This is a genomic window from Alteromonas sp. ABH4_454, assembly GCF_056311775.1.
The window spans coordinates 2982942-3008437 of record NZ_CM149972.1 but is presented as its reverse complement, the minus strand read 5'-3'; the positions used below and the strand labels follow the sequence as shown (position 1 = coordinate 3008437).

Below are 25496 nucleotides of genomic sequence, written 5' to 3'. Positions count from 1 at the left end.
AAAAGCAAACCTACCTTTATTATCACTGGTAATTCATGCCCATAAACCCATGCATCTATGCCATAGCCTGCTTAGGCTAACATTAAATCTTACCCTTCTGTCGCCGTGATTAATTGTACTGTATATATATACATGCTATAACGCAATACCACGTAGCCTATGGCCAAAAAAATTCCCGTATCCATGATTTGGTGAAAAATACTAGGCTGCTTGAATGTAATTGGTTAAAGGAAGTAAACATCGGCGATGCATGACAGACTGATACAAAAACTTGAAATTCTTTCCGATGCGGCCAAGTACGACGCGTCTTGCGCCAGTGGTTCAGCAGGTAAACGACAAGCTGGGAAAACCGAAAAGACCGGTATAGGTTCGCTTACTGGTGGCTCGGGAATATGCCATAGCTTCACACCTGATGGGAGATGTGTTTCGCTGCTTAAGATCCTTATGACAAACTACTGTATTTATGATTGCCATTATTGCATTAATAGGGTTTCAAGCAATGTTCAACGGGCGCGATTTACAGTCAAAGAAACGGTAGATTTAACCCTAAATTTTTATAAGCGCAATTACATTGAGGGTTTGTTTTTAAGCTCTGGAATTGTGGGTTCGCCCGATATCACTATGGAAAGCATGGTACGTATTGCTAAATCGCTACGTCTTGATCACGGGTTTAAAGGATATATTCACCTTAAAACTATCCCGAATGCGTCGCCAGAACTACAAGCAGAAGCGGGTCTTTATGCTGATAGACTTAGTATTAATGTGGAAATGCCTACACAGTCTTCGCTAAACAAATATGCACCAGAGAAAGATCTTGGCGATATTCACGGTTCGATGAACACGTTAAAAGAAAAAATCGCTGAGCATAAAATAGACAAAACATATTCGGGCAAACGCCCTCCCCGTTTTGCACCTGGAGGGCAGTCTACCCAAATGATTATAGGTGCCGATGGGTCAAACGATAAAACCATTTTAGGTACAAGCGTTAAGCTCTACAGCGATCAAAAACTTCGACGTGTCTATTACTCAGCATTTTCCCCTATTCCTGATGCTTCGGAAGTTTTACCACTAAAACCTGCGCCATTGATACGAGAACACCGCCTGTATCAAGCGGATTGGCTTTTACGCTTTTACGGTTTTGGCCTAGATGAAATCTTGCAAGACGACATGTTAGATATGGACTATGACCCGAAGCTTGCATGGGCATTACGTAACCGTCACCTATTTCCTATTGATTTAAATAAAGCGGACAAGCAGATGCTGCTGCGCGTTCCCGGTCTTGGAGCGCGAACGGTACAAAAGATTTTATCAATAAGGCGTAATACAAAGCTCAACTGGATCGACCTTACTAAAATGCGGCTACCTCTTAAAAAGTTGAAGCCTTTTATCAGTGTTGGAGATTACTTCCCTGATATCCATTTACTCGACAGTAATAATTTCGAGCTTCAGTTTAAACAGCCTAAACAGTTTGAGTTGTTTAGCGCTTGAGTGGGTTGTTAATGCAGCTAAGTTTAGCCCTAGTCTAAAAGGTAGCTTTATATGAAGACCATTACCATTACTTCAGTACCTGGCTTTGATGAATGGCGGGAAGCCTCTCGAGAGTGCATTGCTGAGCGTATCTCCCCTGAACATATTATTTGGCAGAGCGCTCATTCAGTACAAGACGATCTGTTCGGTAGTGGTGCTGAGCCATGCGAAAGCAAAAGGCCGCGAAAAAGGCCGCGAAGCAACCTTAGTATTCCTAAATCTACGGTAATGCTTTTAAAGTACGCTCTATGCCATAACGATGAAAATCGATTTGCGCTTTGTTACCGAGTATTGTGGCGTGTCGTTTATGAAAATAAGCAACTCATTCAAATGAAAACTGATGACGATGTTATCCAGCTGTTTGCCATGGCGAAAGCGGTAAAGCGTGATGCTTATAAAATGAGTGCCTTCTTGAGGTTCAGAGAAATAGACGTAGAGGGGAAAGAGCATTTTGTTGCATGGTATGAACCCGAGCATTTCAGTTTAGAGATAAAGCTTAACTTCTTCCAAACCCGATTTAAGAATATGCGGTGGTCTATTTTAACGCCCTATCGTGCAGCTCATTGGGATACCAAAACCCTAGTACTAGAAGATAATCCCGATTCAAGCGTTGTACCCGATGATGATCGCATTGAAAAATACTGGCTGACCTATTACGCCAATATATTTAATCCTGCACGCATCAAAACAAACGCGATGTTAAATCAAATGCCTAAGAAATATTGGAAAAATATGCCAGAGACATCGCTAATAGACGATATGATTAAGCAATCGGACGCTCGGGCCAGAAAGATGATCAGCGATGGTAATAAGCTTTGTGGTAACAAAAATTAGCCAATGTAAACGAACTAATATTACGGGGCTAAGGCTAATACAACTGAGCTGATACAACAGAGCTTAGCCCGTTAACTGTGGACCAAGCTTTGATTATACGTTGGTTTAACTGTGGACTAGCACTGGCGCTGTAAGAACCAACTTAGTCTCTGAAGTTGTCTACAGTATCAATCAGGTCGTCTATATTTTCGATAAGAGTTTCTCGCTGCTTGTCAGTTAGGGTGGAAAAAAGCTCGGATATCAACGTAGCACTAACGGTCATATTATGGGCGCTACTTTGCTTATAAAGATCGCTTTTATAGCGATCTGGGTTTTGCATTAGGTCAACCAGTTCCGCCTCGAAATTATCGTTAAATTTACGAGTTACAAATAGCTTTCGTGCCGCATTTTGTATCGCTCTGCGATAGGTTAGCCACTCCCCCCCTGTGGAAATGAATTGCGAAGAGTACGTGGCCACGATTTGCTTTTGTTCGCTAGTTAGCTTCCCTATGCGTTCACTTATAGTCTCCTCTATGCGCTCAATACGATCTTCTAACCGCTCTTCTTCAGACTTTTCTAACGACTCTTTGCGCTCCTCTTCTTCCTCTTTGTTATCTTTCTCAAGCGCGGCGAAAAGCGTAACGACTTGCTCGTCATCGAGCGTTTTTGCTATTTCTGCCAATTCAGGGCTAACTTCATCACGCACTCTTTCCCAATGCGTTCTTGCGTTTGCGAGATGCTCAAGGACAGTATCTGAATCTAAGCGCCCTTCTTTAATTTGACGTTTAATATCGGTGAGTTGAGCCTGGTAACGTTTAAGCTCAGAGGTTTTGTGCCAGCGAAGCCAGTTTTGAAGATAGTCATCAAATTTATCTTCTTGTGCATCTTTAAGCTCAATATAGTCGTCCATGTACCAGTAAACCCACCAATCCAAGTTGTTGTAGGCCAGTTTGGAACTGCATGAAGCAAGAAACACAACAGAAATAAATACTACCAGTACACGCATAACTCATCCTTTTTTGTTAGCTACGTTATTTACTGCAAATTCGCTTATTTATAACTTCAATTAAATAGTAATCGTAAATAGTGAAGCGCTTGCGACATTGTGCTGCTTTATTATTTTAAGTTATTTAAATTCTTCACAATACAGATGTTCACTTTACGTCTTGTTACCTTAACGTTACCTTAACTGTAATGCAGGTACAAAGAAGGACTTTAATGTGTCAAAACGTGTCGCAATTTTAACCTCTGGTGGCGACGCACCAGGTATGAACGCATGTATACGTGCTGCTATTATTGCGTGCCAGAAAGCTAATCATACGCTGATTGGCTATAAGCATGGTTATAATGGACTGTTGCAACAAGAGTATATTCCCCTTTCACTCGACTCTACTCACAACTTGATTCAACAAGGCGGTACCATACTACACAGCGCAAGGTGTAAAGAGCTTAAGAGCCAAGAAGGAATTAAAAAAGCTGCTAACAACTTAATGAAGGCAGAGATTGATACGCTTATTGTGATTGGCGGCGATGGCTCGTTTCGTGGTGCCGCTGAACTAGGGAAAGAATGGGACGGCCAAATTTTGGGGATACCCGGTACGATAGATAACGATATTAGCGGCACAGACGCAACCATCGGCTATTTTACTGCTATAGACACGGCCATGAGTTCTATCGATAAAGTTCGAGATACTGCAGATGCATTCGAGCGTATATTCCTTATAGAAGTCATGGGCAGAAACGCAGGCTTTTTAGCATTGAATGCTGCTCTTTCTTCTGCGGCTGACTATGTCGTGGTACCGGAGTTTTTCGATTCTGCTGACAAAGAGATAGAAAAGCTTGTCGCCCAGATAAAAGCCCAGCGTGCGTTAAAAGGGCCAGTTAGTTTCATCGTTGTTGTTGCTGAAAACGTATGGCCAAATGGCTTACCTGGCCTTACTGAGGCATTACAAAGCCACGATATTTGTGACGTCAGGCCGGTAACCTTAGGCCATGTTCAGCGTGGTGGTTCGCCTGTTGCCCAAGACAGGTTGCTCGCAACGACGCTCGGAGAATTCGCTATAAGTCTAGTCGGTAGCGACATTACCAACATTATGGTGGGTGAAGTAAATCAACGCCCTGTTACTGTGCCTCTCAATAAAACGTGGGAAGATACCAAACCTCTAAACCAGGCCCGTGTTGACGCTATGCGTACGCTTATGAATGAGCGATACAGTGGTAACTGAATTGACGGTTAGAGGCGGTAATTTGAAAGTAAAAAGCTTATACCAATCCGCATAGTTAGTTACTCAAAGGCACAAACAAAAAAGGCGTTGTCTATTTCAAACAACGCCTCAGCTATTATTTTACCACTTAAGCTAGATTACATTTTCATAGCCGCTTTGACTTTGTCGCGATGACTGCGGCTTACCTTAAGTTCTGTATCGTTTTGGAGTATTAAGTGATACTCGCCACTGATGTGACTGACTAGCTTTTTAACAAAACGAATATTAGCTATGGCGGAACGGTGCACGCGAACGAAAAATTGCGGGTTTAGTTCTTGCTCAAGCTCTTTCATGGTTTTACGCATTATGTGCATGCCATCAAGTGCGTGTACGCACATATAATCCCCTGCCGCATCAATCCATTGAATGTCTTGTACATTTACACGGGTTACTTCTGAACCATCCTTAATTGCTAAAACATCAGGGTAAGGGTTCGTCTCAACCGGCTCTCCGCTAGCTAATTTACGTAGAATTTCCTCGCAATCATCACCGGTTAGTTCAGCCACTAGGCTCACCAACTTTTGAGACTGCTCATCTTGATGTTGTGTTGAGAAGTATTCACGAACCTTGTCTAATGCAGCGCCAAGACGCTCATCGTCTGCGGGCTTTAATAGATAGTCCAGCGCGTGTATGTCAAAAGCCTTAATCGCATAGTTGTCGTAGGCAGTTACAAAAACAATCATTGGTATTGGCTGCTTTAATTCACGAAGCTTGTGAATAACTTGAAAGCCATTTAAACCCGGCATTTGAATGTCTAAAAACACTAAGTCTGGACGATGCTGAGAAATACTGCTCACAGCTTCAAGACCGTTCTGACATTCTGCAAGAACCTGTACATCATCATGACGTTCCAACCTAGCACGAAGGCCTCTGCGCGCTAAAGGTTCGTCGTCCACTACAATGGTTTTAATCACTTGCTTTGTCATGTTATACGTCCTTAACTTCATACGGTATGCGAATTCTAACCCGCACACCGGAAGGCTGATTGTGTTCTATAGAGAATGCAAAATTGCGATGATAAAGGGATTGCAAACGCTCTTTTATATTGGCTAAGCCCACACCATTTTCACGGCTAAGGTTGCCATCTTTGATATCTGCACCTGGGCCGTTATCAGCCACGTCCATTAATAAATCATTACCAAACGTACGTGCCGTTATGGAAATACGACCACCATTTTCCATCTTAGATATGGCATGCTTTATTGAATTTTCAATAATTGGCTGCAAGATCATACTAGGTACAAGAGCACTTTCGCAGCCTTCATCAATATCCCACTGTACATCCAACCTATCATCAAAACGCACTTTTTCTATTTCAAGATAAAGTCTTAACGCCTTTATCTCTTGACCTAACGGGACGCGTTTTATCGGGTCATTATCTAGCGAGTAGCGCAAGAAATCACTTAAGCGCGAGACCATAGCCTCCGCCGTATCATTTTCTTTCAAAAGGATAAGGGTAGAAATAGCGTTCAGCGTATTAAAAAGAAAATGCGGATTAAGCTGGTAGCGAAGCATTTTGATATGCGCTTGGTGCGCCATGGTGCTGGCTTTTAGCGCATTTTGCTTTTCTTTTTGCAGCATCTGAAAGTTTTTGATGCCGAAGTACACACCACTCCAGCAGCCGACCATTATCAGTGAGTTAATGGTGTTGGTGAAATACATATACCATTCATCTGGGCGATATCCGTGTTTATATATTTCCCAGTAGTTAATGTTTTTCACTACTGCCCATAATAACGCTATTAGATAACATGACACTATCACTATTATGATCATGTTTAGCGGCGATTGTTTCCTTGCCCAACGATAAACGTAGCGCAGTGGAATAGTTAACAACCACCCTGCATAGGCATTAAGCATGATTATAAAAACCCAAATGGGCCTTACATCATGAAGAAACGAACCGATGTAATAAATTATCGCAAACCCTGCCCAGCCTGCGCTGTGCAACGTCCAAAATAACCGCTCATTACTTTCTATTACACGCTGAAAGCGACTCACAATATTACCAATTTAAAAACTAATAAGAAGATTATACGCCAGCCCAGCTGTGACCCAAGCGGCTTGGTCGTACACCTTATACCTCTGGTCGCAGGGCAAATTCTTGAAATTAAGCATTTTTCAATAGAACGTTGCTTATATTAATAGCTTATGTTCATTCTCTTAAGCCAGTGAACCCACCACCAGGCGGGGCCAACTAACAGAAAGCGCAGATCTTCGAAGAACGATGGTTTTTTGCCTTCTATATGGTGCCCAATAAACTGCAATACCCACATGACAACAAACAAAACTAAGGAGAATAACCATACTGAGATATTAAAGTGCTCTAACGTATTAACGGCACCAAAGCACAATATGGTAAGCAGTGTCATTGCTGCACCTATTGGCCCAGACAACATGAAGTAATAATAGAGCACGGGGACTGCAATAATGTGTGCCCAGGTTATATCAAACTGGGCAATAAAATCAGGTACCGGCAAGCTCCACAGCAAGCCAATAGAAACGAAGTATATACTTGGTACGGCGATAGCGTGAATGATAACGTTCGTTTTGTTTTGGTGGCTTTCGCCATACTGCATTAAAAGCCGCTCAATGCTTCTCATACCTGCCCCTTTGCCTGTTTTAATAATTATCTAAATCGCCCCGTAAACACGTTTAACGAACCACTAGGTCAACAATGTATGTCGGGACAACAGCGTTTTTATCAGTTTTTCATCACAGGTAAAGGCGAGCCCATAATAAACCATATCGCTTTCATGCTTATGGTTTTTTACCCTTGCTGTAAGGGCTACTTCTTTACCGTCTAACGAATAGTTTAGCCGAACTTCGGCTTCATCAAGCATTACAGGCCAATTTGGCTTAACCTGAAGTGCTACTTTGCATCCTTTTTCACTTAAATCAATGATTATACCTGTCACATTTTCATCATCTGGATACACCTCAGATTCCAATGTTACAGATACGCCTAATTGCGCGCGCTTAGCTGCACGAAGCCCAATACTTTCAATCCGTTTAGGAAAGGTTGTAATAAGTAAACCTGAAGGCTTAGCGAGCAACTTTAACACTTTTACTTTAAAGGCAATCACTTGGCCAGTATCACCTTCAAGTATGGAACGAACGACAACCTCATTACCTACGGTGAGTGCATCGCGAACGGTTATCCACTTGGCCGAGGTGGGTATATGAAAAAGCAGGCACTCATCAGTAAGCATGCCTACGTAGTCTGTTTTTACACGCTTCGGGGCAGCGGGCATCGCAATTTGTAAGTCGACGACATCGCCAGGTACTAGCGTTCGCAACGATTCCAAATTATCTTCGCTCAGTAAGTCGCTTTGAATTTTGTCAGCCATTTGTACTTGTTATTGCTGGATTTAATATAAGTTCGTCCAATTTACGCATCAAACCAAAACTTATCAATACTATGATGGTAAACCGACTTCTATAAGTCGTAAAAATCTACAGGGTGGTTCCTAATCTATTGGGATTAACCTAATAGGTTGATATAGTTAAGGTATAGTATTTTTACCCTTTTGGACGTCTATGCCTTCTGCTCTTCACTATACGTTAACTATTTCAAATTGGCGTGCACACCAATTTACTGTTGCGCTACACATTCCTGAACATAACGATTCATCGCTAACACTTACTCTTCCAAGCTGGATCCCAGGAAGCTACATGGTTCGCGACTTTGCGAAAAGCATAGTTAGGTTAAGTGCTAAGTCAAGTGACCGCCGCATAGAGAATGCTAGCGGCGAAAACGCTAACCATATTCCCGTAACTAAGCTCGATAAACAAACGTGGCGCGTTGAAACTGACGGTAAACCTTGCACCGTTAACTACACGGTTTATGCCAATGATTTGTCAATTCGCTCTGCCTTCATGAACGATCAGTACGCATTTATAAATGGCACGAGTGCGTTTTTACGCGTTTCCGGTTTTGAGCAATCAGCCTGCGAACTAGACATTGAACTCGATGATAGTGACCCATCTACCGTAAATTGGAAGGCTTACACCTCTATGCCAATTCGCAGCGAAAGTATGAGTTCGAAGCGCTGGCATTATGCCGAAAAGAATTACGATGAACTCATCGACCACCCTATTTACGTTGGTATTGCAGACACCCACAGCTTCGACGTAGACGGTATTACTTTTACGTTGCTTTTCTCTGGAAACAACAATATCGATTACCCGCGCATAGCTAGAGACCTCACACCTATTTGCAAGCATCACTTGGATTTGTTTGGTGCTCCACAACCCATAAATAATTATCTGTTTATGACTTTGCTTGCCGATAACGGCTTTGGTGGTTTAGAGCATAAGCACTCAACCGCCCTTCTTTATCCACGTTTTGATTTGCCACAGATTGGTGAAGGTGAAAACAAAACCGACAGCTACATAACTTTCTTAAGTTTGTGTAGCCATGAATTCTTTCATACATGGCATGTGAAGCGCATCAAACCTGAGGTGATGGTTAAACCTGATTTATCTCAGGAAACCTACACCAATCAGCTTTGGATTTATGAAGGTTTTACAAGCTTTTATGATGACGTAACCCTAGCAAGAGCTGGTGTTATTGAGCCTCAAAAATACCTAGATATTGTGGCTCAAAATATCAGTCGACTGTTACAAAACGCTGGGCGCTTCAAACAAAGCGCAGCTGAAAGTAGCTTTGACGCTTGGACAAAGTTTTACAAGCAGGATGCGAGCGCTACCAACAACATCGTCAGTTATTACACTAAGGGCGGCATTATTGCCCTTGGTCTAGATTTGCTGCTTCGCGAAAGATCAAACAACCAAGTAAGCTTAGACAACGTAATGCAACTGCTGTGGAAGCACTATGGTATTGACGAGTGTGGCACACCCGATAACGTGATTCAGACACTTTGCGACACGCATTTCGGCATTGATGTTTCAGACTATTTAGACCGTGTTGTTTATGGCACAGACGATGTTGAATTAGCTTCACTGGTTTCTTGTATGGGCGTTAACTTCAGCACCCGTGCACGTGTGTCAGACTGAAGATAAAGGCGGGGTTTCACAGCATCCTTCAATCAAGAACCAGCTTGGCGCCACGTTAAAAGCCGCAACGTTTGGACTAACGGTAGTTCAGGTATTTGAAGGTCTAGCTGCGATGAAGGCAGGTATTCTTCTTAACGATGTGATAATTGCTCTAGACGGCCATATTGTTAATGCTCAAAAGCTACAACGCTTATTGGATAACGCGCAGACATCGACGGTAGACATAACGCTTATCCGCGATGGGCGACTTTTAACCCTGCCTCTTGAAGTCACTCGGGCTAGACAGGAAATGGCGTACTTTGAAATTACCAATGAAGAGAAACTTAATCAGTGGTTAGGTAAATCCAATAAGTGATTAGGTTAATAAGGCAACGCATAATTACTTAAAAGATCACTAAAAAAAAACTAAAAAGAATACTTAAAAGGCGCCTTCGGGTTCTACCTGAAAGCGCCTTTCCTATGTTGCTTTAATCACTGAAATCTATGCGCTTTTACTGTTCGGGAGAACCAGAGATTATAGTCTGCGGATCTAGTCGAGTTTTCCCTAAGTTAATACGCCAGTCTAAATGCGGGCCGGTGGAGCGGCCAGTTGATCCAATCGTACCGATTTGTTCACCTTGCTTGACGGTATCACCCACCTCAACTGTGAAGCTATCCATATGCAAAAACGTTGAAAAAACACGCATACCGTGGTCTAGAATCAGGGTGTTACCTGAGTAATAGAGATCGTCGGCCATGGTAACCACACCATCCACAGGCGCATATACGGGAGTGCCTGTTTTGTTAGCGATATCTACGCCGTAATGGGGCCATTTCGGCACACCATTTAATATGCGTTGACTACCATACACGCCCGATATTCTACCTTTAGCTGGCCACTCAAAACGGGTAAACAACGCGTCTAAATCGCTATTTTTGCTTCGCGCATTAGCAACGTTGACGTTATCTCGCTTTATCCGTGCAGTCACCTCAGCAGGCGGTGTAACCATTTTCTGCTCTAAACCATCGATGCGCTGAATGTTGTATTCGCGCTTTTCAAGGGTAATGTCGCGCTTCCACGTTTTACCATTTTCTAGCGTTACCACTAAACGTTGCTGAAGGGGGGCCTCTCTCTCAAAGCCCACAACAAACTTACCGTCCTTGTTTGTCTGAACAGGTTCGCTATTAAGCGTAACCTTAGCGCCTGCCGGAGCCTGACCGCGTAACAAGGCGCCTTGGGTAAATTTACCATTCAGCGAAACCTCAATCTGGTCTTGCCCTTCGACTGAGTCAGACGATATTTCAATGCCTTCATTCGTTGCAGTTGCCGCAGTCGCAACAGGGCTTGTGATAATTACACCCATTGCAAAAATACACGTTAATGCACTTGGTGCCCTATTACCCAACGCTTTTTTTATCACGCTGATTATGGGGTTAGTTAACGCGTCTTTAGTATGTGTGGAAGCCATATTATGCCCTATCCTTTGCTGCTTTATGCTAACGCTAACCTTTAACCGTAGCGCCTTTACCCACGCCTTCATAGGCAATCACTTGGCAAACTCCATCAGGCGTGCGCTTCTTTTGTTCTTCAAGAAGATACTGAGCTAAACACTCAACCGTTGAGTCGGTCTCGATGACTTCACAATCTGATTTAGGAATAAGTAGTTCAAAATAGCCCTGTGATGATTCATAAGCAAAACAGTAGTAGTCTTCAGCATTTGATACTTCACCTTTAAGCTTTCTGTCGCTATAGGCTATTTCATCTTCACGGGTTGCAATATAAATGTCCGCCCAACGGTCTGCCCAATATTGCTGACTTTCCGTGCTCACTTTACCGTCAAGGATAATATCAATGCGAGAACGGTGTCCGTGAGCTATGCGCTGACAGTTACCATCGTGCTTCTTAAGTCCATGAGTGTAGTGATAGAACGGTGAGTTGATAATTTCTTCACGTAGATGCAGCGTTATGTTTTCAACATTTTCAGGTAGGTGTGTTGCCAACACTTCCTTTAGGTAAACCCCAACAGACTCCATGTTTATTTCATCTGAATAAACAAACGCATACGCTTCAGCCGGGCAATGTAGCATGATGCTACGCCCATCAGTGCAGGTAAAACGGGTCTCTACTTGTTCAGTAACGTCATCGTGAATAACTTCTGAACCGCTATACTCCGCGGGTACTAAAAGCTTATGATCGACGTATTCGTCAATAAGACGCTTTAGGTTTTTTTTCACGTGACCGAAGTCTTGGACCATGCTCTCTTCATTAAGCTCACCGTCCAAAATCACATCGACAATCCAGCTTTCACCTACCATGCCGCGCTTTGGGCAAAGGTAAGAGAAGTCCATCACTGTCAAATCATTTACAAATAATTGCATAACACCCTTGAATCGAGTTGATATTCTATTAACTAGTATACGTTTTTTATCTACGCTTCGCAGCGACTAGTCCATTGAAGATTGGCGATTAAGCTGATCTTTTAAATTAGGTGGAATTCCACGAATAGTTAGTGTATCGGTAGCCGGGTCATAAAACACTCTGTCGCCCATTAGCTTACGTTCAAAACTTAGCGATATCCCGCCACCCTGACCGGTAAACTTTGCAAGCTGTTTTAACGCTGCTGGATCGGGCTGAATTTCTTTCTCAAGTGGTGCTTCCATAGACTGAGTAAAGGCAGAAAAGTTGTTGCTGGTTTCCTCGTTTTGAGGAAGTCGATTTGCCAGTTCATCCACCGACAAGCTTTCGCCTGCATCAATCTTCTCTTTAAAGTACGATTTAACTTCTTCTCTATGCTGATGCTGCTCTTGTGGGTCTAACGACTCACTGGCAAGATATGCATCGACAGTAGAAATTAACTGCTTGTTCTGTTGCTTAACATCAACTAACTCTTCACAGCCCACAAACTGCATGAAGAAATCTGATACTTTGCGACCCATTCTACCTTTTATGAAGCTAACGTAACGCTGCTGCTCTGGCTGAATATCCCACTGGGTTAAATCAAAACGCACGGCCAGCTGCATTTTAGCTAAATCTAAATGTTCGCGGGCAGACAGGTCTAATGAATTAGTCACCTCAACATGTGAACGAGTATTCAGTAGCGCTATCATTAAATACTGTGTGGCTAGGTATTCATACTGGCAGAATATAAGAAAGCCAGTTTCTACCGTACCTGTATCAGCTAAAGTACGTACTAAGCGGTTTGTCGCCGATACAGAAAACCCGTGAAACGCGTCTTCTACGTTGTCACCAGCTGCTTTTTGAATATCCATGTACTGCCTGAGGCCTTCGGCGAACTCAGCCACATTCTCGGTGCTTTTTTGTGTAGTTGCTTCACCGTCTTCGTTTTCCACTTTTGCTTCGCGAGCAACTTCTGTTACAAAATGCCCTACGCCTTTTCCGGGTTTAGCATTGAAGCTATGGTTTATTTGATGGGCTAAAAGCTCAATTTCCGGCGTTACTGCCAAGCAGTTATCACGGGGAATTGCTTCAATTTTCTCTTCTTTGTTTACAATCAAGCGATGTACAACAAAGTGATGAATCAGTGCACTCATAGAGTATCTGGTGTCCTGTTGCTTAAAAAGTGTCAGAAATATTCAAAGAATTGCGGGATTTTAGAATGAATGATTGTACTCACTCAAACAACGATTATAATCATTTTACGTTTAAAACCATTCTTTTTATCAAAGATAATCATAAAAAAGAGGCGTAGCAATGCCCCAACAGAGCCGCTATAGCAACGACGAATTCGAAACGCTAATGAATAATGTTATTCTAACCCTAGAAGAAGGCGGTGCAAACCGCGATCTTTCACTTATGGTGTTAGGCAACGTCATTACACATATTTTAAATACTCAGGTTGCTCCTGAAAATCGCGAAGCCATGGCAGCACAGTTTGCCGATGTACTTAAGAAAAGCGTAACAAAAAGCTAAGGGATTGCATGATACTTGCCGAATCACCTCGTCGCCAGCGCGTTACTAAACTGGTAAATTGGGGGCACTGGTTTGCCCTGGCGAATATTATCATCGCCATTGTTATTGCCTCGATTTTTGTTTTCTCATCACCTATGCCAGGCACAGGTGTCGGCACCGTATACCTTTTAGCCAATTGGTTTGGCCATATTGGGTTTATGACCTTTTTTGGCTTTGTCATTTTTGTTCTTCCTCTTTGTTATTTGGTTAATAACCCTAGAGTGATTAAAGCTAGCGCTTCCATTATTGCTGCTGTGGGCTTAGCACTTTTAGCGTTCGATGCTTTATTGTTCAACCGCACAGGGTTTCACATTAGCTTTCATGCTGCAGACTTACTGCGCAGCGAAGCACAATCCACAATGGCTATAGAGAGCTGGCAGCAGTGGGCCTTCTTGTTCCTTCTGTTCATTGTTTGGCTTGGTTTCCAGCTAGTTTTAGCTAATGCGATATGGAAGCGTGTTGAGCGTTTCACTCGCTATAAAGTGGGCATACCTGTTACAACATTTTTCGTAAGTTGTTTTGTAACCAGTCATGCTATTCATGTGTGGGCTGATGCTAAGCTTTATCAACCTATTATTGCCCAAGACAATATGTTTCCGCTTTCCTACCCTGCGACAGCTAAAACCACCATGTCGCGCTACGGTTTGCTTGACTTAGCGGCCTATGAAGAGCGAAAGCAGCTGCAATTTAACCCTGATATTCACAATATCACTTATCCTGCTGAACCAGTTTATTGCTCTATTGAGACCAATAGAAATCTTACCGTAGTCGTTCAAGTAGATAATGATAACGCTGTTGACTTAAGTGGTATTGAAGGTGTGTCGTTAAATACTCTTGCCAATTATTATTCAACAGCCAGCAGTGTTGAAGGTTTAATGACGGCAACCTTATTTGGTGTACCGGAAATTTATCAGGATGCCTTGTCTCAAAAGCGCCCTGTGCTATTGGCCTTGCCTTTAGGCTCGGGTATGCCGGTATCGATACATAGCGATGTCGCACTCCCCCTTCCTCAATTGTCTGGCTATGTACAGCCTTTAAGCAATAATCACGAAGGGCTGCACATTACGTTTATGAAAGGTTCGGATATCAAAGGCTACGTTGAAAATACGATTGATAGAAAACATGACGTACTAATAGCGACAGGCTTTGGCAGCGAAAACGGTAAGGGTACGCTTTACAGCACGCTAGATATCAAAGGTAAATTAGCGAGCACTGAAGATTTGGCTCCCACTATATTAAATGCCTTGGGTTGTAACGCACCGTCAACTTTCTATTCAACTGGGCAAAACTTATTGGCACCATCGCGCCCTTGGTTAGTAAGTACATCAGGCGAGCGAATCGTAGTATTTCATGGAAATAAACGGACAGACGTTCTAAGTAATGGTAGCTATGAAATCAGCGATTTAACTTCCGGCAAACGCAGTAAAGACGCTTTGAACATTGACTTGCTCAGTCAAGCCATAAAGCATTTATCCCGCTTTTCCACACAAAACTAGTCAGAACTAGCGCTTCTTTGTCGCAGCGATAGGCCAATCTATCGCTGCAACCCATTTTACTTTTTTCTATTAGTAATAAAAACTTAAGAGGTTACGCATAACTATTTTTATATTTCAGATAAGCTAGCAACGCGAGATACACGGTGAGAAGAGCTAAGCTTACTCAACTGCTCATCTGTTATAAGTTTATGTGACAAATAGAAGCTTTCCGTTAGACCCGCAGCATTAGCAGCCTCTATATCTCGCCAGCTATCGCCAATGAGTATGCTGTTCACTAAGTCGATATCAAGTTCTTTAGCAGCTTGGTGCAACATGCCTGGCAATGGTTTTCTGCACTGGCACTCGATAGCAAACTTTTTTACGCTACCCTGGGTGTGGTGAGGGCAATAGTAAACAGGAATATGTTTTACATCGTGAGAAGCGAAATCTTTTTGTACCCGCTCCATTAACCTATGAAAATCTTTTTCAGTGTAATAGCCTCGCGCTATTCCACTTTGATTTGTGACGATTACAGGTAGGTAACCCTCATTTTGAAACTTGCGCACGACATCGAAGATCCCTTCTACATATTCAAAATTTTCGTATTTACCTACGTAACCGTGGTCAACGTTGATAACACCGTCTCGGTCTAAAAACAGCGCTTTTTGTTTATGGCTGGACATCTACTTTCTCATCACTAACAGCCGCGCCCTTTTTCCAAATTTGAATATGAAAATCTGCGGTTACTTTTTCTAACGACGCTACAATAGACTCAATTTTACCGTGTGGTAACTTCCAATAAAAAGGCGTCATCTTTATAAGCGCTATCTTGTGATCTTCACTTTCAAAATTGATGGGAAATGAAAAACACTCGTCATGGATGCGAGTGAATCCGCTTCTTGGTCCATCATCAATTTGATGTTTTCTAGGTGTGTCGTAGACTTGCTGTTTAAGCTCAAACAGATGGTTAGGCGCAGGGTCTACTGTTAAAAGTAGCCCCTCACTTTTCAATACCCTTTCATACTCGTCGTTGCTTCCAGGCGCAAAGACCTGTATCACTAAATCTTGAGTAGACTTTTCAAGGGGTAGTTCAAAGCTGCTTGCTACAACAAACTGAGCATGTTTATAAGCCTTAGCGGCTAACTCCACGGCTATTTTAGATATATCACTGCCCGCAGCCTCAATAGAGAAACCTTTAAGCGAAAGTCCCTGAACCATTGCATCTAAATAACTTCCTTCGCCGCAACCAGCGTCGTAAATAGAGATACTTTGTTTAGATGCGTACTCTGCCAATCCTTTCTCTTTGCACGACTCAGCAATTAAGCCCCCTACCAGTCTCGATTAACCTGTCTTTCAGCGGTTGGTAGGTGTTTAATTGATGAAACTCTCTTCGGGCTTTCACCATGTCCTTATCGTCACCCGGAAGTTTCGACTTCTTAAACTGAACCGGTAATAAGTTAACATAGCCAGATTTTGCTTTATCGAAGCTATGATTATTTTCACAGCGGATTGGCGTTGAATTTAATGAAATAGGTGATTTACAAAGTGGGCAGTGCCACATGACAGGATCTTTATTATTGTGGATTTGCAGTAAAGGATATCAAAACCGACACCTTTACGGCAATAACAGCGCAAAATAACGGTAAAGGTGCAAAGGTAGAAAGGTGCAAAGGAAATTAAGCCCAACGTTATCAGTGATGATTACGCTGGGCACGCAGACTAAATTTATGCCAATTTGTTACAAATACCTTTGCTACATTCAATTAAAAAAGTATTTTATAACCCTGATAAGGGGTGCTTATCTTCGTGCCATGGAGAAGTAAAGAAATGCTCTACCACATCGTGAGGAACATCTTCTACGCTTTCGAATTTCCATTTAGGAGACATATCTTTGTCAATCAACAGAGCCCTAACGCCCTCCTGAAACTCACCACTTTCACCGCAGCGACATGACATATTAACTTCCATTTTAAAGCAATCAGCGAGAGTCATAGTTGCCCCTCTTTTACACTGCTCATAAACTAAATGCATAGTTATCGGAGAGCCTTTCGCCAATGTGCTCTGTGCTCGAGACAACCATTTATCTTGGCTCACATCGGCGCTAAGAATTGCATTAACTACGTCAGTGACATTGTCAGCTGCACACAAGTCATCAATAAGTGCCATGTTAGGCTCTACATTGCTGCTAGGCACAGAATCCGGAGCCTTTAAAGATTCAAGAATAAAGGTTACAGAATCATTTAAACGATTACTTTCTATCTCATCCCATGAATAGTCCGAAAGCTTTTGTATCAACGTCTCTTTTTCTGAGCTTGCTACTAACGCATCCGCTAGACCCACAAAACGGGCGTCGGAAGCATTCATCTGCCCGCCTGTTAAGCCTAAGAACAATCCTGATTTCCCAGGTAGACGGGGAAGGAAATAACTCCCACCTACATCAGGGTATAATCCGATAGTAATTTCAGGCATAGCTAATCGCGACATTTCGGTTACAACGCGATGGCTAGCACCACATAGCAGCCCCATACCGCCGCCCATCACAATGCCGCTTCCCCACACTACAATGGGTTTGCTGTAGTTGTGAATGGTGTAATCCAAAGTATATTCGGTTTCAAAAAACGTTTTCAAGAACGATGGAATTTGCCCCTGCGCTTCCACCATCGACTTGTACATAGATACGATGTCGCCACCAGCGCAAAACGCTTTATCACCAGCAGCATCAATGACTACAGCTACAACATCACTACGCGACTGCCACTGTTGAAGTGCTTTTAGCATGATTTCTGCCATCGCTAAGTCCAGTGCATTCAGTGCTTTTGGCTTATTAAGCGTTAAACGTCCTATTGTTAAGTCACCGTTCGATGTTTTTAACTCGCCTACAATGACTACTGACTCCGCATCTGTCATATTCACTTTCTCCATTGTATGTGCCTTGAAACCCATTTTTTTCTAACTGAGTTGCAACCGCGTTAAAGAACGCTTCGCTCATCAGAAAGTAGGCGGCGCCCAATAATCACGCGCATAATTTCGTTGGTTCCTTCAAGTATTTGATGAACACGAACATCTCTAAAATGACGCTCTAGTGGATACTCTTTAATATAACCGTATCCGCCGTGTAATTGGAGCGCATCGTTACACACATTGAAACCTACGTCTGTTGCAAAGCGTTTAGCCATAGCGCAGTAAGTCGTTTTATCCGCGTCATTGTTGTCCAATTTGCACGCTGCCATACGTACCATCTGTCTAGCTGCAACTAACTCAGTCGCCATATCTGCTAACTTAAATTGTAGAGCTTGGAAGCCTGCAATAGGTTTACCAAACTGCTCGCGCTCATTCATATAATCACGAGCTACGTTTAGCGCTTGCTGTGCTGTGCCTACTGAACACGTAGCGATATTTATTCTGCCGCCATCAAGCCCTTGCATGGCCATTTTAAAGCCTTGACCTTCTTCACCAAGCATCCAGCTATTATCGAGCTTTACATTGTCAAAAGTAATCATACGAGTGGGCTGGGCATTCCACCCCATTTTCTCTTCTGCTTTTCCGTATTCAATGCCATCTGCGTTAGCTGGGACTGCAAATGCAGATACGCCTTTAGGGCCATCCTCGCCAGTACGGGCCATGACTACGAGAACATCTGTACTTCCTGCTCCAGAGATGAACACTTTAGAGCCATTTAGTACATATCCATCGTCAGTTTTAGTTGCTCTAGTCTTTAGTGAAGCAGCATCAGATCCAGCGCCAGGCTCTGTTAAGCAATAAGAGGCAAGTTTGTCACCTGTGACTAATTGTTCACACCACATATCCTTAACTTCACTGGTACCCCATGTCGCTATCATCCACGTGGCCATGTTGTGAATAGTTAACATGGCTGTAGTTGTAGTACACCCCATTGAAAGCTGTTCGAAGATAATTGAAGAATCGAGCCTTGACAGCCCAAGGCCACCCGCACTTTCAGGGGCATACAAGCCACAAAATCCTAACTCACCGGCTTTCTTAATTGCCTCTACGGGGAAATGGTGCTCTCTATCCCACATCGCAGCATTGGGTGCCAATTCTTGTTGCGCAAATTGGCGGGCGGTTTCTTCAAAGGCTAATTGGTCATCGGTTAATTCAAAGTTCATTAGACATACCTTCAACTGAGTTGCTTTCTACACACAATAACCAATACCTACCCCTTACGTAAACGTAAAGGTAAATATTTATTTAAATATATGGATGTATAACGTAAATATTTTGTGACGAGATAATAATTTTGATTCTGAGACTAATACTGGTAGTCAAAACTTATCCTTTTTAATAATGCACTTTTTCCCAGCCGCTGATAAGCTAGCTTTAGTTTAAAGTATTCATATGAACACCGTGGAATTTAGAATAGCCATAGTAGAAGACAATGCTACCGCTCGAACCGCGCTTCGAGGCCACCTCATGTCTATTGCAAATTTATCGGTGAGTAGCTTTGCATCTGGCGTTGAATTGAAAGCGGCACTTAAAAAACAGAACTTTGAACTGCTATTAATGGACTACCACCTTGGTCAGGGCAAAACTGGTGTCGAGTGGGTGCAAAATTTAAGAGAAGCCGGGTTTATTAGGCCGAGTACAGGAATCATCTTTCTTACCTCGGACCGGTCACCTCAAATAATAGGTCGGATCATGGATCTTCAACCCGACGTTTTACTCATCAAACCCTACACTATTGCCTCACTAACCCGCCAAATTAAGCACTATTTGACATACCGAGATTTTGTTAAAAACGTTTTGCATTCGCTAGACAATAAACAATTAGAAAGGGCTATCAGTGTCGTACGTGCTAAAATTTCAGAAGGCATCCCCCCTCGCCTTGTAGCGGATATACGAAAACTTTATGCGCGGCTTCTTTATGAAAACGGCGATATCCAAAGGGCTTTGAGTATTTATGATGATGTGCTCACCCGCAGCGATAAAGTGCTGTGGGCGCAATGGGGCAAAGTTAAATGCCAATACGCGTCTGGGCAATGGCCACACTGCAAAAGCCATCTAAGCCAAATGGTTAATTCAAGCCTGGCACGGGATAAGGCATTTGAATGGCTAGCTTCTATTTCCTTTGAGCAGAATTCTTATGAACAGGTAGAAAAATACCTTAACGAGATAAAGTTCAGTGAATTGAGTTTGCCCGCCGCCAAACTTAAAACTCTTGCTTATCAAAAACAGGACAAAGTTGTTGAAGCTATAGACCTTCTGCAAAAAAAGCGTGCGATGCACCGCAGTGCTAAAGACAGGTTTAATGATTTCACCTTTGAATTGGCAGAGTTTTATTTGTTCTTGGCAGAAGAGTCTCCCGAAACCAACAGAGAAGAAAGTTTGTCTCAAGCGAGAAAACTAGTAGGTATTGCGGGGAGAAGCCAAGGCGACCCACAAACACTGCAAAAAAGGGATTACCTTCTGGCCTTCTCAGCAGTGTTAGATGGGGATATAGATAAAGCCAGTCACCTGCTTGAAAGTGACCACATTGATAATTACCTGCGTACCGAGACCCTCTGTCCTAGTGATTGCTGCCAAGGTTCATCACGGGCTTGGCGATGAACGTAAGGCAGGTGAATTGTTGTTAATGGCTAAGCAGAAAAATGCTGAGCTACAGGCCATTTCAGAACAAGTGATGAACGACGAGTTAATTTTCACAGGTGGCGAACGATTGGGGCTAAACCACGAACAGGCTATTTCTATAAATGAAACTGGTACCCAACTGTTTATAGAAGGAATGTTTGATAAAGCAATGAAGCATTTCTACGATGCATTTCAGCTCTCGCCAGATACCGCAGCTTTTGGATTAAACCTGCTTCAATGCATGATTGAAGCAGATACCGGTGTATACCGTAAATTTAACATCAAGGTTTTACTTGAGAAAATCACATCATTGCCGCTGAACGAGACAAATAAGACCCGTTTAGAACAGCTTACTTTGTCCGCACAAGAGCAAGCACTTTAGTATATTTAAAGTGCTAATGCCTTTCTACATTACATCAAAATGTGCTCAAAAAAAGACTATTTCAAACGAGTAAGCAAGCTGGACGTGTCCCAACGACCGCCACCAAGTTTCTGTACATCAGCATAGTATTGGTCCACAAGGGCGGTGAGCGCTAAGGTAGACCCATTTTTACGCGCTTCATCAAGCGCTATGTTTAGGTCTTTGCGCATCCAATCTACAGCGAAGCCAAAATCAAAACTGTTGTTTAACATGGTGCTGGCTCTGTTTTCCATCTGCCAAGACTGCGCAGCGCCTTTGCTTATAACATCAATGACTGCGTTACAGTCTAGTCCAGCCCGCTGCCCGAAGTGAAGCGCCTCAGCTAGGCCCTGTACAATGCCTGCGATACAAATCTGATTCATCATTTTTGCTAGCTGACCGCTGCCGCTTTTACCCAGCAACTGACTATGGCGAGCATAATGTGCCATTACTGGCTCTATTTGAGCGAAAACCGCTTCATCACCGCCAACCATGATAGTCAGTTGACCGTTTTCAGCCCCAGCCTGCCCTCCAGAAACTGGCGCATCTAAAAATCCAATTTGTTTAACTTTACTGCTTGCATAAAGCTCTCTCGCCACATCTGCTGATGCGGTTGTGTGATCGACCAGCACGCTACCTGCTTTCATTATTTTTAGTGCTTGCGTACCAACATCTCTTACATCATTGTCATTTCCTACGCACATAAAAACGATATCTGCGTCTTTAACGGCTTCGGCCACCGAATTACACGCACTAGCATCAGCGCTGCCATAGGCGGCTAGCCAATCTTGTGCCTTTTTCGCCGTGCGGTTATACACAGTAACAGAATAACCCGCTTTGCTAAGGTGCCCTGCCATAGGAAACCCCATTACACCTAAGCCCAAAAAACTCACTTTCAAATTACTCATACAGAATATACTCTAGATACCAAATAAATAGGTTTGCATTACCTAAGAGTAACAGACTTAACAAAAACATAGGAATTCGAATTTGGAACTCTACACTCACCCTATTACGCTGAATAACGGCGAGCAAACTACACTTGAGCAATACAAAGGGAAAGTACTGCTTATTGTTAATACCGCCAGTAAATGCGGCTTTACACCTCAATACGAAGGGCTTGAAGCGCTTTATAAGAAACATAAAGACCGGGGATTTGAAGTTCTAGGGTTTCCATGCGACCAATTTGGCCATCAAGAACCCGGAAGTGATAGCGATATTGCACAATTTTGCAGCCTCAATTTTGGCGTTTCATTTCCACTTTTTAAAAAGACAAATGTAAATGGGCCAGATGCAAACCCGCTTTTTGAGGCTTTAAAACAAAACGCACCCGGGCTACTGGGAACCAAACGTATTAAATGGAATTTCACAAAGTTCTTGGTCAATGCTGAAGGTAAAGTACTAAAACGCTACGCGCCTACCGTAAAGCCAGAAGCTATTGAAAAAGAAATTGTTAAACTTTTAGGGGCCTAAACCCTACCCCCTAACCTGAGTGCAGTCTGAAGTGCACTGGGTCGACTAACGCTACTATTATTTTATTGATCTATGTCTACACAGTGCAAATAGTAGCGTGCTAATTTATTGCGCATTGTTGCGCACTATATAGTGCATTAGCAGTTGGGTAGTAAAGTGAAAACTACGCCAAATGAAAATACGTACATGTGTGGAAATACTATGCAAAATAATCATATTGCCTTTTTTAGTACTCGCCCCTATGAGCAAGTGGTATTTTCACAGCTATTAGAAAACCACAATAGCGCCAATAGCCAAAGCATTAAGGGCACTTTTTTCGAACATCCACTTAACCCTTCAACTGCTACAAGCTGTAAGGGATATAGTGATGTGGTTGTCTTTGTGAACGACGATGTAAATGCTGCAACTATCAAAGTGCTTAAAGACTGTGGTGTTAAACACATCGCGCTTCGCTGTGCAGGTTACAATAATGTAGATGTTGGCGCTGCTGCTGAAGCTAACATATCAGTAAGTCGTGTGCCTGCTTATAGCCCTGAAACGGTAGCTGAACACACGCTCGCACTCATTCTGACCTTAAACCGAAAAACCCATAAAGCCTATAATCGGGTTAGAGAAGGTAACTTTAGCATAGACGGATTGATGGGGTTCACTCTTCACGGCAAAACGGTAGGCGTTATAGGTACAGGGAAGATTGGTAAAGCCGTTATTCGCATACTTCTGGGGTTTGGGTGCAAAGTTCTTTGTTTTGACCCAAATCAGGATGATGATGTGATCGCTATGGGAGCCCAATACGTTCCGCTAAACGAACTGTTAAAACAAAGCGTCATTGTGACGTTGCACTGCCCGCTCAACGACAAGAGTTATCATATTATCAATGCTGACAGCATAAATAAAATGCCTAAGGGCGTGATGCTCATCAATACCTCTCGGGGCGGATTAGTTGATGATACCGCCATTATAAAAGGGCTTAAATCTAAACAGATAGGCTATTTGGGGTTAGATGTTTACGAAAGAGAGTCTGAACTCTTTTTCAGTGACCATTCACAGGAAATCATACAAGACGACACTTTTCAGCGTTTAACAACCTTTCCCAATGTATTGATAACGGGGCATCAGGGCTTTTTCACTTGTGAGGCATTAAATGAAATTGCGGTAACGACGCTTAACAACATCCTTACCGGTGACAACACGCTTTAAGCAGCTTTCAGAATGAACGCAATTCGTCAAAGCTGCCTGTAAACTCAACCGGCTTATGGCTTTTCAAGAATGAGTTGAAAGTATTTTCCTAGCCACAAATAGGGCTCCTGTTGGTGATATTGACGTTCAAGAGCAAGCAAATCGCTAAATTTGCTACTTTGATGAGTGATATCCCTCATGTAATCGTGAAAACAGCGAATGCCAGCTTTTTCCAGTATGTTAAAGCCTAACGAAGCACAATACTCAACCACTCTCATTGCGCTAAGCGGCTGGTTGGGATTAAGTCTCACCTGCTTTTTCGCCTTCATTCCTTTGGCGATATAATCAAAATTACCGTAAATGGCATTGGCAAATAAATTCGCATCTTGATTAAAGAAACTTAAGCTTAATCGCGCTCCGGGTTTCATATTGCTATACATAAAATCTATAGCGTCGAAGGGCGCATCTAGCCACTCTAGAACCGCATGACAAATCACAAAATCGAAATCACTTAAATCTTCTATTTGTTGTAAATATTGATGCCGTATTTTTATATTTGGCGCGTCAGAAAGTAAAGACTCCGCTTGATTAAGCACATCCTTTGACGCATCGGTGAGCACAACAGAGTGTCCTTTTGCGGCTATATGGGCCGTCATTACCCCTGTGCCCCCACCTATTTCGATGGCTCGAAGCGGCGCTTTTAAATAAGGTTCAAGAACATCACATAATAATGTGTGTCGCAATTTGCCCTTGGTTGTCCCGTAAATGTTGTTGGAGAACTTCTCAGCAATACCGTCGAAGATACGATCGTTATTCATATACTACATACTTCGCTATGCAGGGTTATCGATATCAATAAACTCAACAGGCACGTTGAATTGCTGCTCAATGTGTTCGCCTAAAGACTTCACGCCGTAGCGTTCGGTAGCATGATGGCCTGCCGCAAAAAAGGTAATACCCATTTCTCTCGCTGTATGCACGGTTTGCTCAGAGACTTCACCAGTAATGAATGCATCCACACCCAGCTCAACCGCTTGTTCTATAAACCCTTGACCACCGCCAGTGCACCAAGCAAGTGTCTTGATTGGTTTTGAAACAGGCCCTTCTATTAGCACATCTCGTCCTAACAGCTGCTGCAATTTATCTTGTAACGCCGCACCTTCAATTGCTTCCTTAAAATTTCCTTGCATAACAACACCCACAGGTTTTACGCCGCTGACTGCACTTACATTTTGAACATCTAGAAGAGACGCAAGCTGACGATTGTTACCAAATTCTGGGTGAACATCTAAAGGAAGATGGTAAGCAAACAAATTTAAATCGTTGGCAAGTAAAGCAGAAAGGCGGCGCTTTTTCATGCCGGTTACAGCCTGCGACTCACCTTTCCAAAAGTAACCATGATGCACAATAAGTGCATCGGCGTTAGCTTCTATCGCCGCATCTACTAAAGCCTGTGATGCAGTAACGCCTGTTACAATTTTCTCTATTTTGCTTGTGCCCTCTACCTGTAAGCCATTTGGGCAATAATCGCTGATTTCGCTAACCCTTAACATTCCATCAAGATAATTTTGTAGTTCTAGGCGGGTAATAGACACAAGTCCTCCGGTTGAAAGTTAGACAAATTGTTAAAAAAACGCTATAAAATACGCGAACGTTTCGTATAACACCTATAAGTCGACAAACACTTATCGCAGGAAAACGGGAAAAAAGTGGATTGTTTAAATCACTGCCTACTTTTAATTCGTTTTATCGGTAACGTGTTGCGCTTTAATCAATCAGCTGTCACTTAATGGTATTACAAGTCAAAAACGTTCGTC

Annotated in this window: 27 protein-coding genes; 11 read left to right on the top strand and 16 right to left on the bottom strand. The window is 42.8% G+C overall.

What is annotated here, in order from left to right; genetic code table 11:
• The first annotated feature begins 246 nt into the window (after window positions 1-246).
• Entirely contained in the window at window positions 247-1488 is a 1242-nt protein-coding gene (locus ACYX4W_RS13145; protein WP_476073488.1) for a putative DNA modification/repair radical SAM protein, read from the top strand.
• A 51-nt stretch (window positions 1489-1539) separates the two neighbouring features.
• Window positions 1540-2361, top strand: coding sequence for a TIGR03915 family putative DNA repair protein (locus tag ACYX4W_RS13140; protein WP_476073487.1), 822 nt, complete (start codon window positions 1540-1542; stop codon window positions 2359-2361).
• A gap of 142 nt (window positions 2362-2503) precedes the next feature.
• Here the strand turns inward: ACYX4W_RS13140 and ACYX4W_RS13135 are convergent, their stop codons facing one another.
• On the bottom strand, window positions 2504-3346 hold the full coding sequence (locus ACYX4W_RS13135) for a DUF6279 family lipoprotein (RefSeq protein WP_476073486.1): 843 nt from the start codon (window positions 3344-3346) through the stop codon (window positions 2504-2506).
• A 214-nt stretch (window positions 3347-3560) separates the two neighbouring features.
• Here ACYX4W_RS13135 and ACYX4W_RS13130 point away from each other — a divergent pair, with 214 nt between their 5' ends.
• Window positions 3561-4565 carry an ATP-dependent 6-phosphofructokinase gene (locus ACYX4W_RS13130; RefSeq protein ID WP_476073485.1) on the top strand — a complete coding sequence of 335 codons (1005 nt, stop codon included), beginning with the start codon at window positions 3561-3563 and terminating at the stop codon, window positions 4563-4565.
• A 137-nt stretch (window positions 4566-4702) separates the two neighbouring features.
• Here ACYX4W_RS13130 and ACYX4W_RS13125 read toward each other — a convergent pair whose 3' ends face one another.
• From ACYX4W_RS13125 to ACYX4W_RS13110, 4 genes are all read right to left on the bottom strand, one after another.
• Window positions 4703-5530, bottom strand: coding sequence for a LytR/AlgR family response regulator transcription factor (locus ACYX4W_RS13125; RefSeq protein ID WP_179983431.1), 828 nt, complete (start codon window positions 5528-5530; stop codon window positions 4703-4705).
• A 1-nt stretch (window position 5531) separates the two neighbouring features.
• On the bottom strand, window positions 5532-6605 hold the full coding sequence (locus ACYX4W_RS13120) for a sensor histidine kinase (RefSeq protein WP_474825569.1): 1074 nt from the start codon (window positions 6603-6605) through the stop codon (window positions 5532-5534).
• A 140-nt stretch (window positions 6606-6745) separates the two neighbouring features.
• Complete coding sequence (locus ACYX4W_RS13115) at window positions 6746-7207, bottom strand: Mpo1 family 2-hydroxy fatty acid dioxygenase (RefSeq protein WP_179983429.1); 462 nt, start codon at window positions 7205-7207, stop codon at window positions 6746-6748.
• 63 nt (window positions 7208-7270) lie between these two features.
• Window positions 7271-7954 carry a PilZ domain-containing protein gene (locus ACYX4W_RS13110; RefSeq protein WP_476073484.1) on the bottom strand — a complete coding sequence of 228 codons (684 nt, stop codon included), beginning with the start codon at window positions 7952-7954 and terminating at the stop codon, window positions 7271-7273.
• A gap of 190 nt (window positions 7955-8144) precedes the next feature.
• On the opposite strand from ACYX4W_RS13110, the gene ACYX4W_RS13105 reads away from it, so the two are divergent.
• A complete protein-coding gene (locus ACYX4W_RS13105; RefSeq protein WP_476073483.1) occupies window positions 8145-9623 on the top strand; it encodes a M61 family metallopeptidase in 1479 nt (492 codons plus the stop codon).
• Window positions 9610-9978, top strand: a complete 369-nt coding sequence (locus tag ACYX4W_RS13100) for a PDZ domain-containing protein (protein ID WP_476073482.1) — start codon at window positions 9610-9612, stop codon at window positions 9976-9978. Before ACYX4W_RS13105 ends, ACYX4W_RS13100 begins: the two co-directional genes overlap by 14 nt.
• Before the next feature lie 136 nt (window positions 9979-10114).
• Here ACYX4W_RS13100 and ACYX4W_RS13095 read toward each other — a convergent pair whose 3' ends face one another.
• The 3 genes from ACYX4W_RS13095 to yejK all read right to left on the bottom strand — a co-directional run bounded on the left by ACYX4W_RS13095 (window position 10115) and on the right by yejK (window position 13154).
• Window positions 10115-10966 carry a M23 family metallopeptidase gene (locus tag ACYX4W_RS13095; RefSeq protein WP_476075478.1) on the bottom strand — a complete coding sequence of 284 codons (852 nt, stop codon included), beginning with the start codon at window positions 10964-10966 and terminating at the stop codon, window positions 10115-10117.
• Window positions 10967-11105: 139 nt separating this feature from the next.
• Window positions 11106-11981, bottom strand: coding sequence for a 6-carboxytetrahydropterin synthase (locus tag ACYX4W_RS13090; protein WP_474806796.1), 876 nt, complete (start codon window positions 11979-11981; stop codon window positions 11106-11108).
• Between the two features lie 66 nt (window positions 11982-12047).
• Complete coding sequence (yejK, locus tag ACYX4W_RS13085; RefSeq protein ID WP_476073481.1) at window positions 12048-13154, bottom strand: nucleoid-associated protein YejK; 1107 nt, start codon at window positions 13152-13154, stop codon at window positions 12048-12050.
• 160 nt (window positions 13155-13314) lie between these two features.
• On the opposite strand from yejK, the gene ACYX4W_RS13080 reads away from it, so the two are divergent.
• Both ACYX4W_RS13080 and ACYX4W_RS13075 read left to right on the top strand, forming a co-directional pair.
• The gene (locus ACYX4W_RS13080; protein ID WP_179983423.1) at window positions 13315-13533 is read left to right on the top strand and encodes a YejL family protein; all 219 of its coding nucleotides are present in this window, start codon (window positions 13315-13317) and stop codon (window positions 13531-13533) included.
• 8 nt (window positions 13534-13541) lie between these two features.
• Window positions 13542-15068, top strand: a complete 1527-nt coding sequence (locus tag ACYX4W_RS13075) for a DUF3413 domain-containing protein (protein WP_476073480.1) — start codon at window positions 13542-13544, stop codon at window positions 15066-15068.
• Window positions 15069-15175: 107 nt separating this feature from the next.
• Here ACYX4W_RS13075 and gmhB read toward each other — a convergent pair whose 3' ends face one another.
• The 5 genes from gmhB to ACYX4W_RS13050 all read right to left on the bottom strand — a co-directional run bounded on the left by gmhB (window position 15176) and on the right by ACYX4W_RS13050 (window position 19171).
• A complete protein-coding gene (gmhB, locus tag ACYX4W_RS13070) occupies window positions 15176-15730 on the bottom strand; it encodes a D-glycero-beta-D-manno-heptose 1,7-bisphosphate 7-phosphatase (protein ID WP_476073479.1) in 555 nt (184 codons plus the stop codon).
• Window positions 15717-16340 carry a methyltransferase domain-containing protein gene (locus tag ACYX4W_RS13065; RefSeq protein ID WP_476073478.1) on the bottom strand — a complete coding sequence of 208 codons (624 nt, stop codon included), beginning with the start codon at window positions 16338-16340 and terminating at the stop codon, window positions 15717-15719. Before ACYX4W_RS13065 ends, gmhB begins: the two co-directional genes overlap by 14 nt.
• A gap of 19 nt (window positions 16341-16359) precedes the next feature.
• The gene (locus ACYX4W_RS13060) at window positions 16360-16608 is read right to left on the bottom strand and encodes a putative RNA methyltransferase (protein ID WP_476073477.1); all 249 of its coding nucleotides are present in this window, start codon (window positions 16606-16608) and stop codon (window positions 16360-16362) included.
• A gap of 215 nt (window positions 16609-16823) precedes the next feature.
• On the bottom strand, window positions 16824-17954 hold the full coding sequence (locus tag ACYX4W_RS13055) for an enoyl-CoA hydratase/isomerase family protein (protein ID WP_476075477.1): 1131 nt from the start codon (window positions 17952-17954) through the stop codon (window positions 16824-16826).
• A 62-nt stretch (window positions 17955-18016) separates the two neighbouring features.
• Window positions 18017-19171, bottom strand: a complete 1155-nt coding sequence (locus tag ACYX4W_RS13050) for an acyl-CoA dehydrogenase family protein (protein WP_474856320.1) — start codon at window positions 19169-19171, stop codon at window positions 18017-18019.
• Window positions 19172-19400: 229 nt separating this feature from the next.
• Here ACYX4W_RS13050 and ACYX4W_RS13045 point away from each other — a divergent pair, with 229 nt between their 5' ends.
• Window positions 19401-20609 (top strand): response regulator, encoded by a 1209-nt coding sequence (locus tag ACYX4W_RS13045; RefSeq protein WP_476073476.1) that lies wholly within the window; start codon window positions 19401-19403, stop codon window positions 20607-20609.
• A 25-nt stretch (window positions 20610-20634) separates the two neighbouring features.
• Window positions 20635-21012 carry a hypothetical protein gene (locus ACYX4W_RS13040; protein ID WP_476073475.1) on the top strand — a complete coding sequence of 126 codons (378 nt, stop codon included), beginning with the start codon at window positions 20635-20637 and terminating at the stop codon, window positions 21010-21012.
• A gap of 56 nt (window positions 21013-21068) precedes the next feature.
• On the opposite strand, the gene ACYX4W_RS13035 is transcribed toward ACYX4W_RS13040, so the two are convergent.
• Window positions 21069-21938: an NAD(P)-dependent oxidoreductase gene (locus ACYX4W_RS13035; RefSeq protein WP_476073474.1), complete on the bottom strand. Its 870-nt coding sequence runs from the start codon at window positions 21936-21938 to the stop codon at window positions 21069-21071.
• Between the two features lie 82 nt (window positions 21939-22020).
• Here ACYX4W_RS13035 and ACYX4W_RS13030 point away from each other — a divergent pair, with 82 nt between their 5' ends.
• Both ACYX4W_RS13030 and ACYX4W_RS13025 read left to right on the top strand, forming a co-directional pair.
• Window positions 22021-22503, top strand: coding sequence for a glutathione peroxidase (locus tag ACYX4W_RS13030; RefSeq protein WP_476073473.1), 483 nt, complete (start codon window positions 22021-22023; stop codon window positions 22501-22503).
• Between the two features lie 201 nt (window positions 22504-22704).
• Window positions 22705-23700: a 2-hydroxyacid dehydrogenase gene (locus tag ACYX4W_RS13025; RefSeq protein ID WP_476073472.1), complete on the top strand. Its 996-nt coding sequence runs from the start codon at window positions 22705-22707 to the stop codon at window positions 23698-23700.
• 53 nt (window positions 23701-23753) lie between these two features.
• On the opposite strand, the gene ACYX4W_RS13020 is transcribed toward ACYX4W_RS13025, so the two are convergent.
• Together ACYX4W_RS13020 and ACYX4W_RS13015 are read right to left on the bottom strand one after the other, a co-directional pair.
• On the bottom strand, window positions 23754-24497 hold the full coding sequence (locus tag ACYX4W_RS13020) for a methyltransferase (RefSeq protein WP_476073471.1): 744 nt from the start codon (window positions 24495-24497) through the stop codon (window positions 23754-23756).
• Window positions 24498-24512: 15 nt separating this feature from the next.
• Window positions 24513-25274, bottom strand: a complete 762-nt coding sequence (locus ACYX4W_RS13015; protein ID WP_476073470.1) for a Nif3-like dinuclear metal center hexameric protein — start codon at window positions 25272-25274, stop codon at window positions 24513-24515.
• Window positions 25275-25496 lie beyond the last annotated feature (222 nt).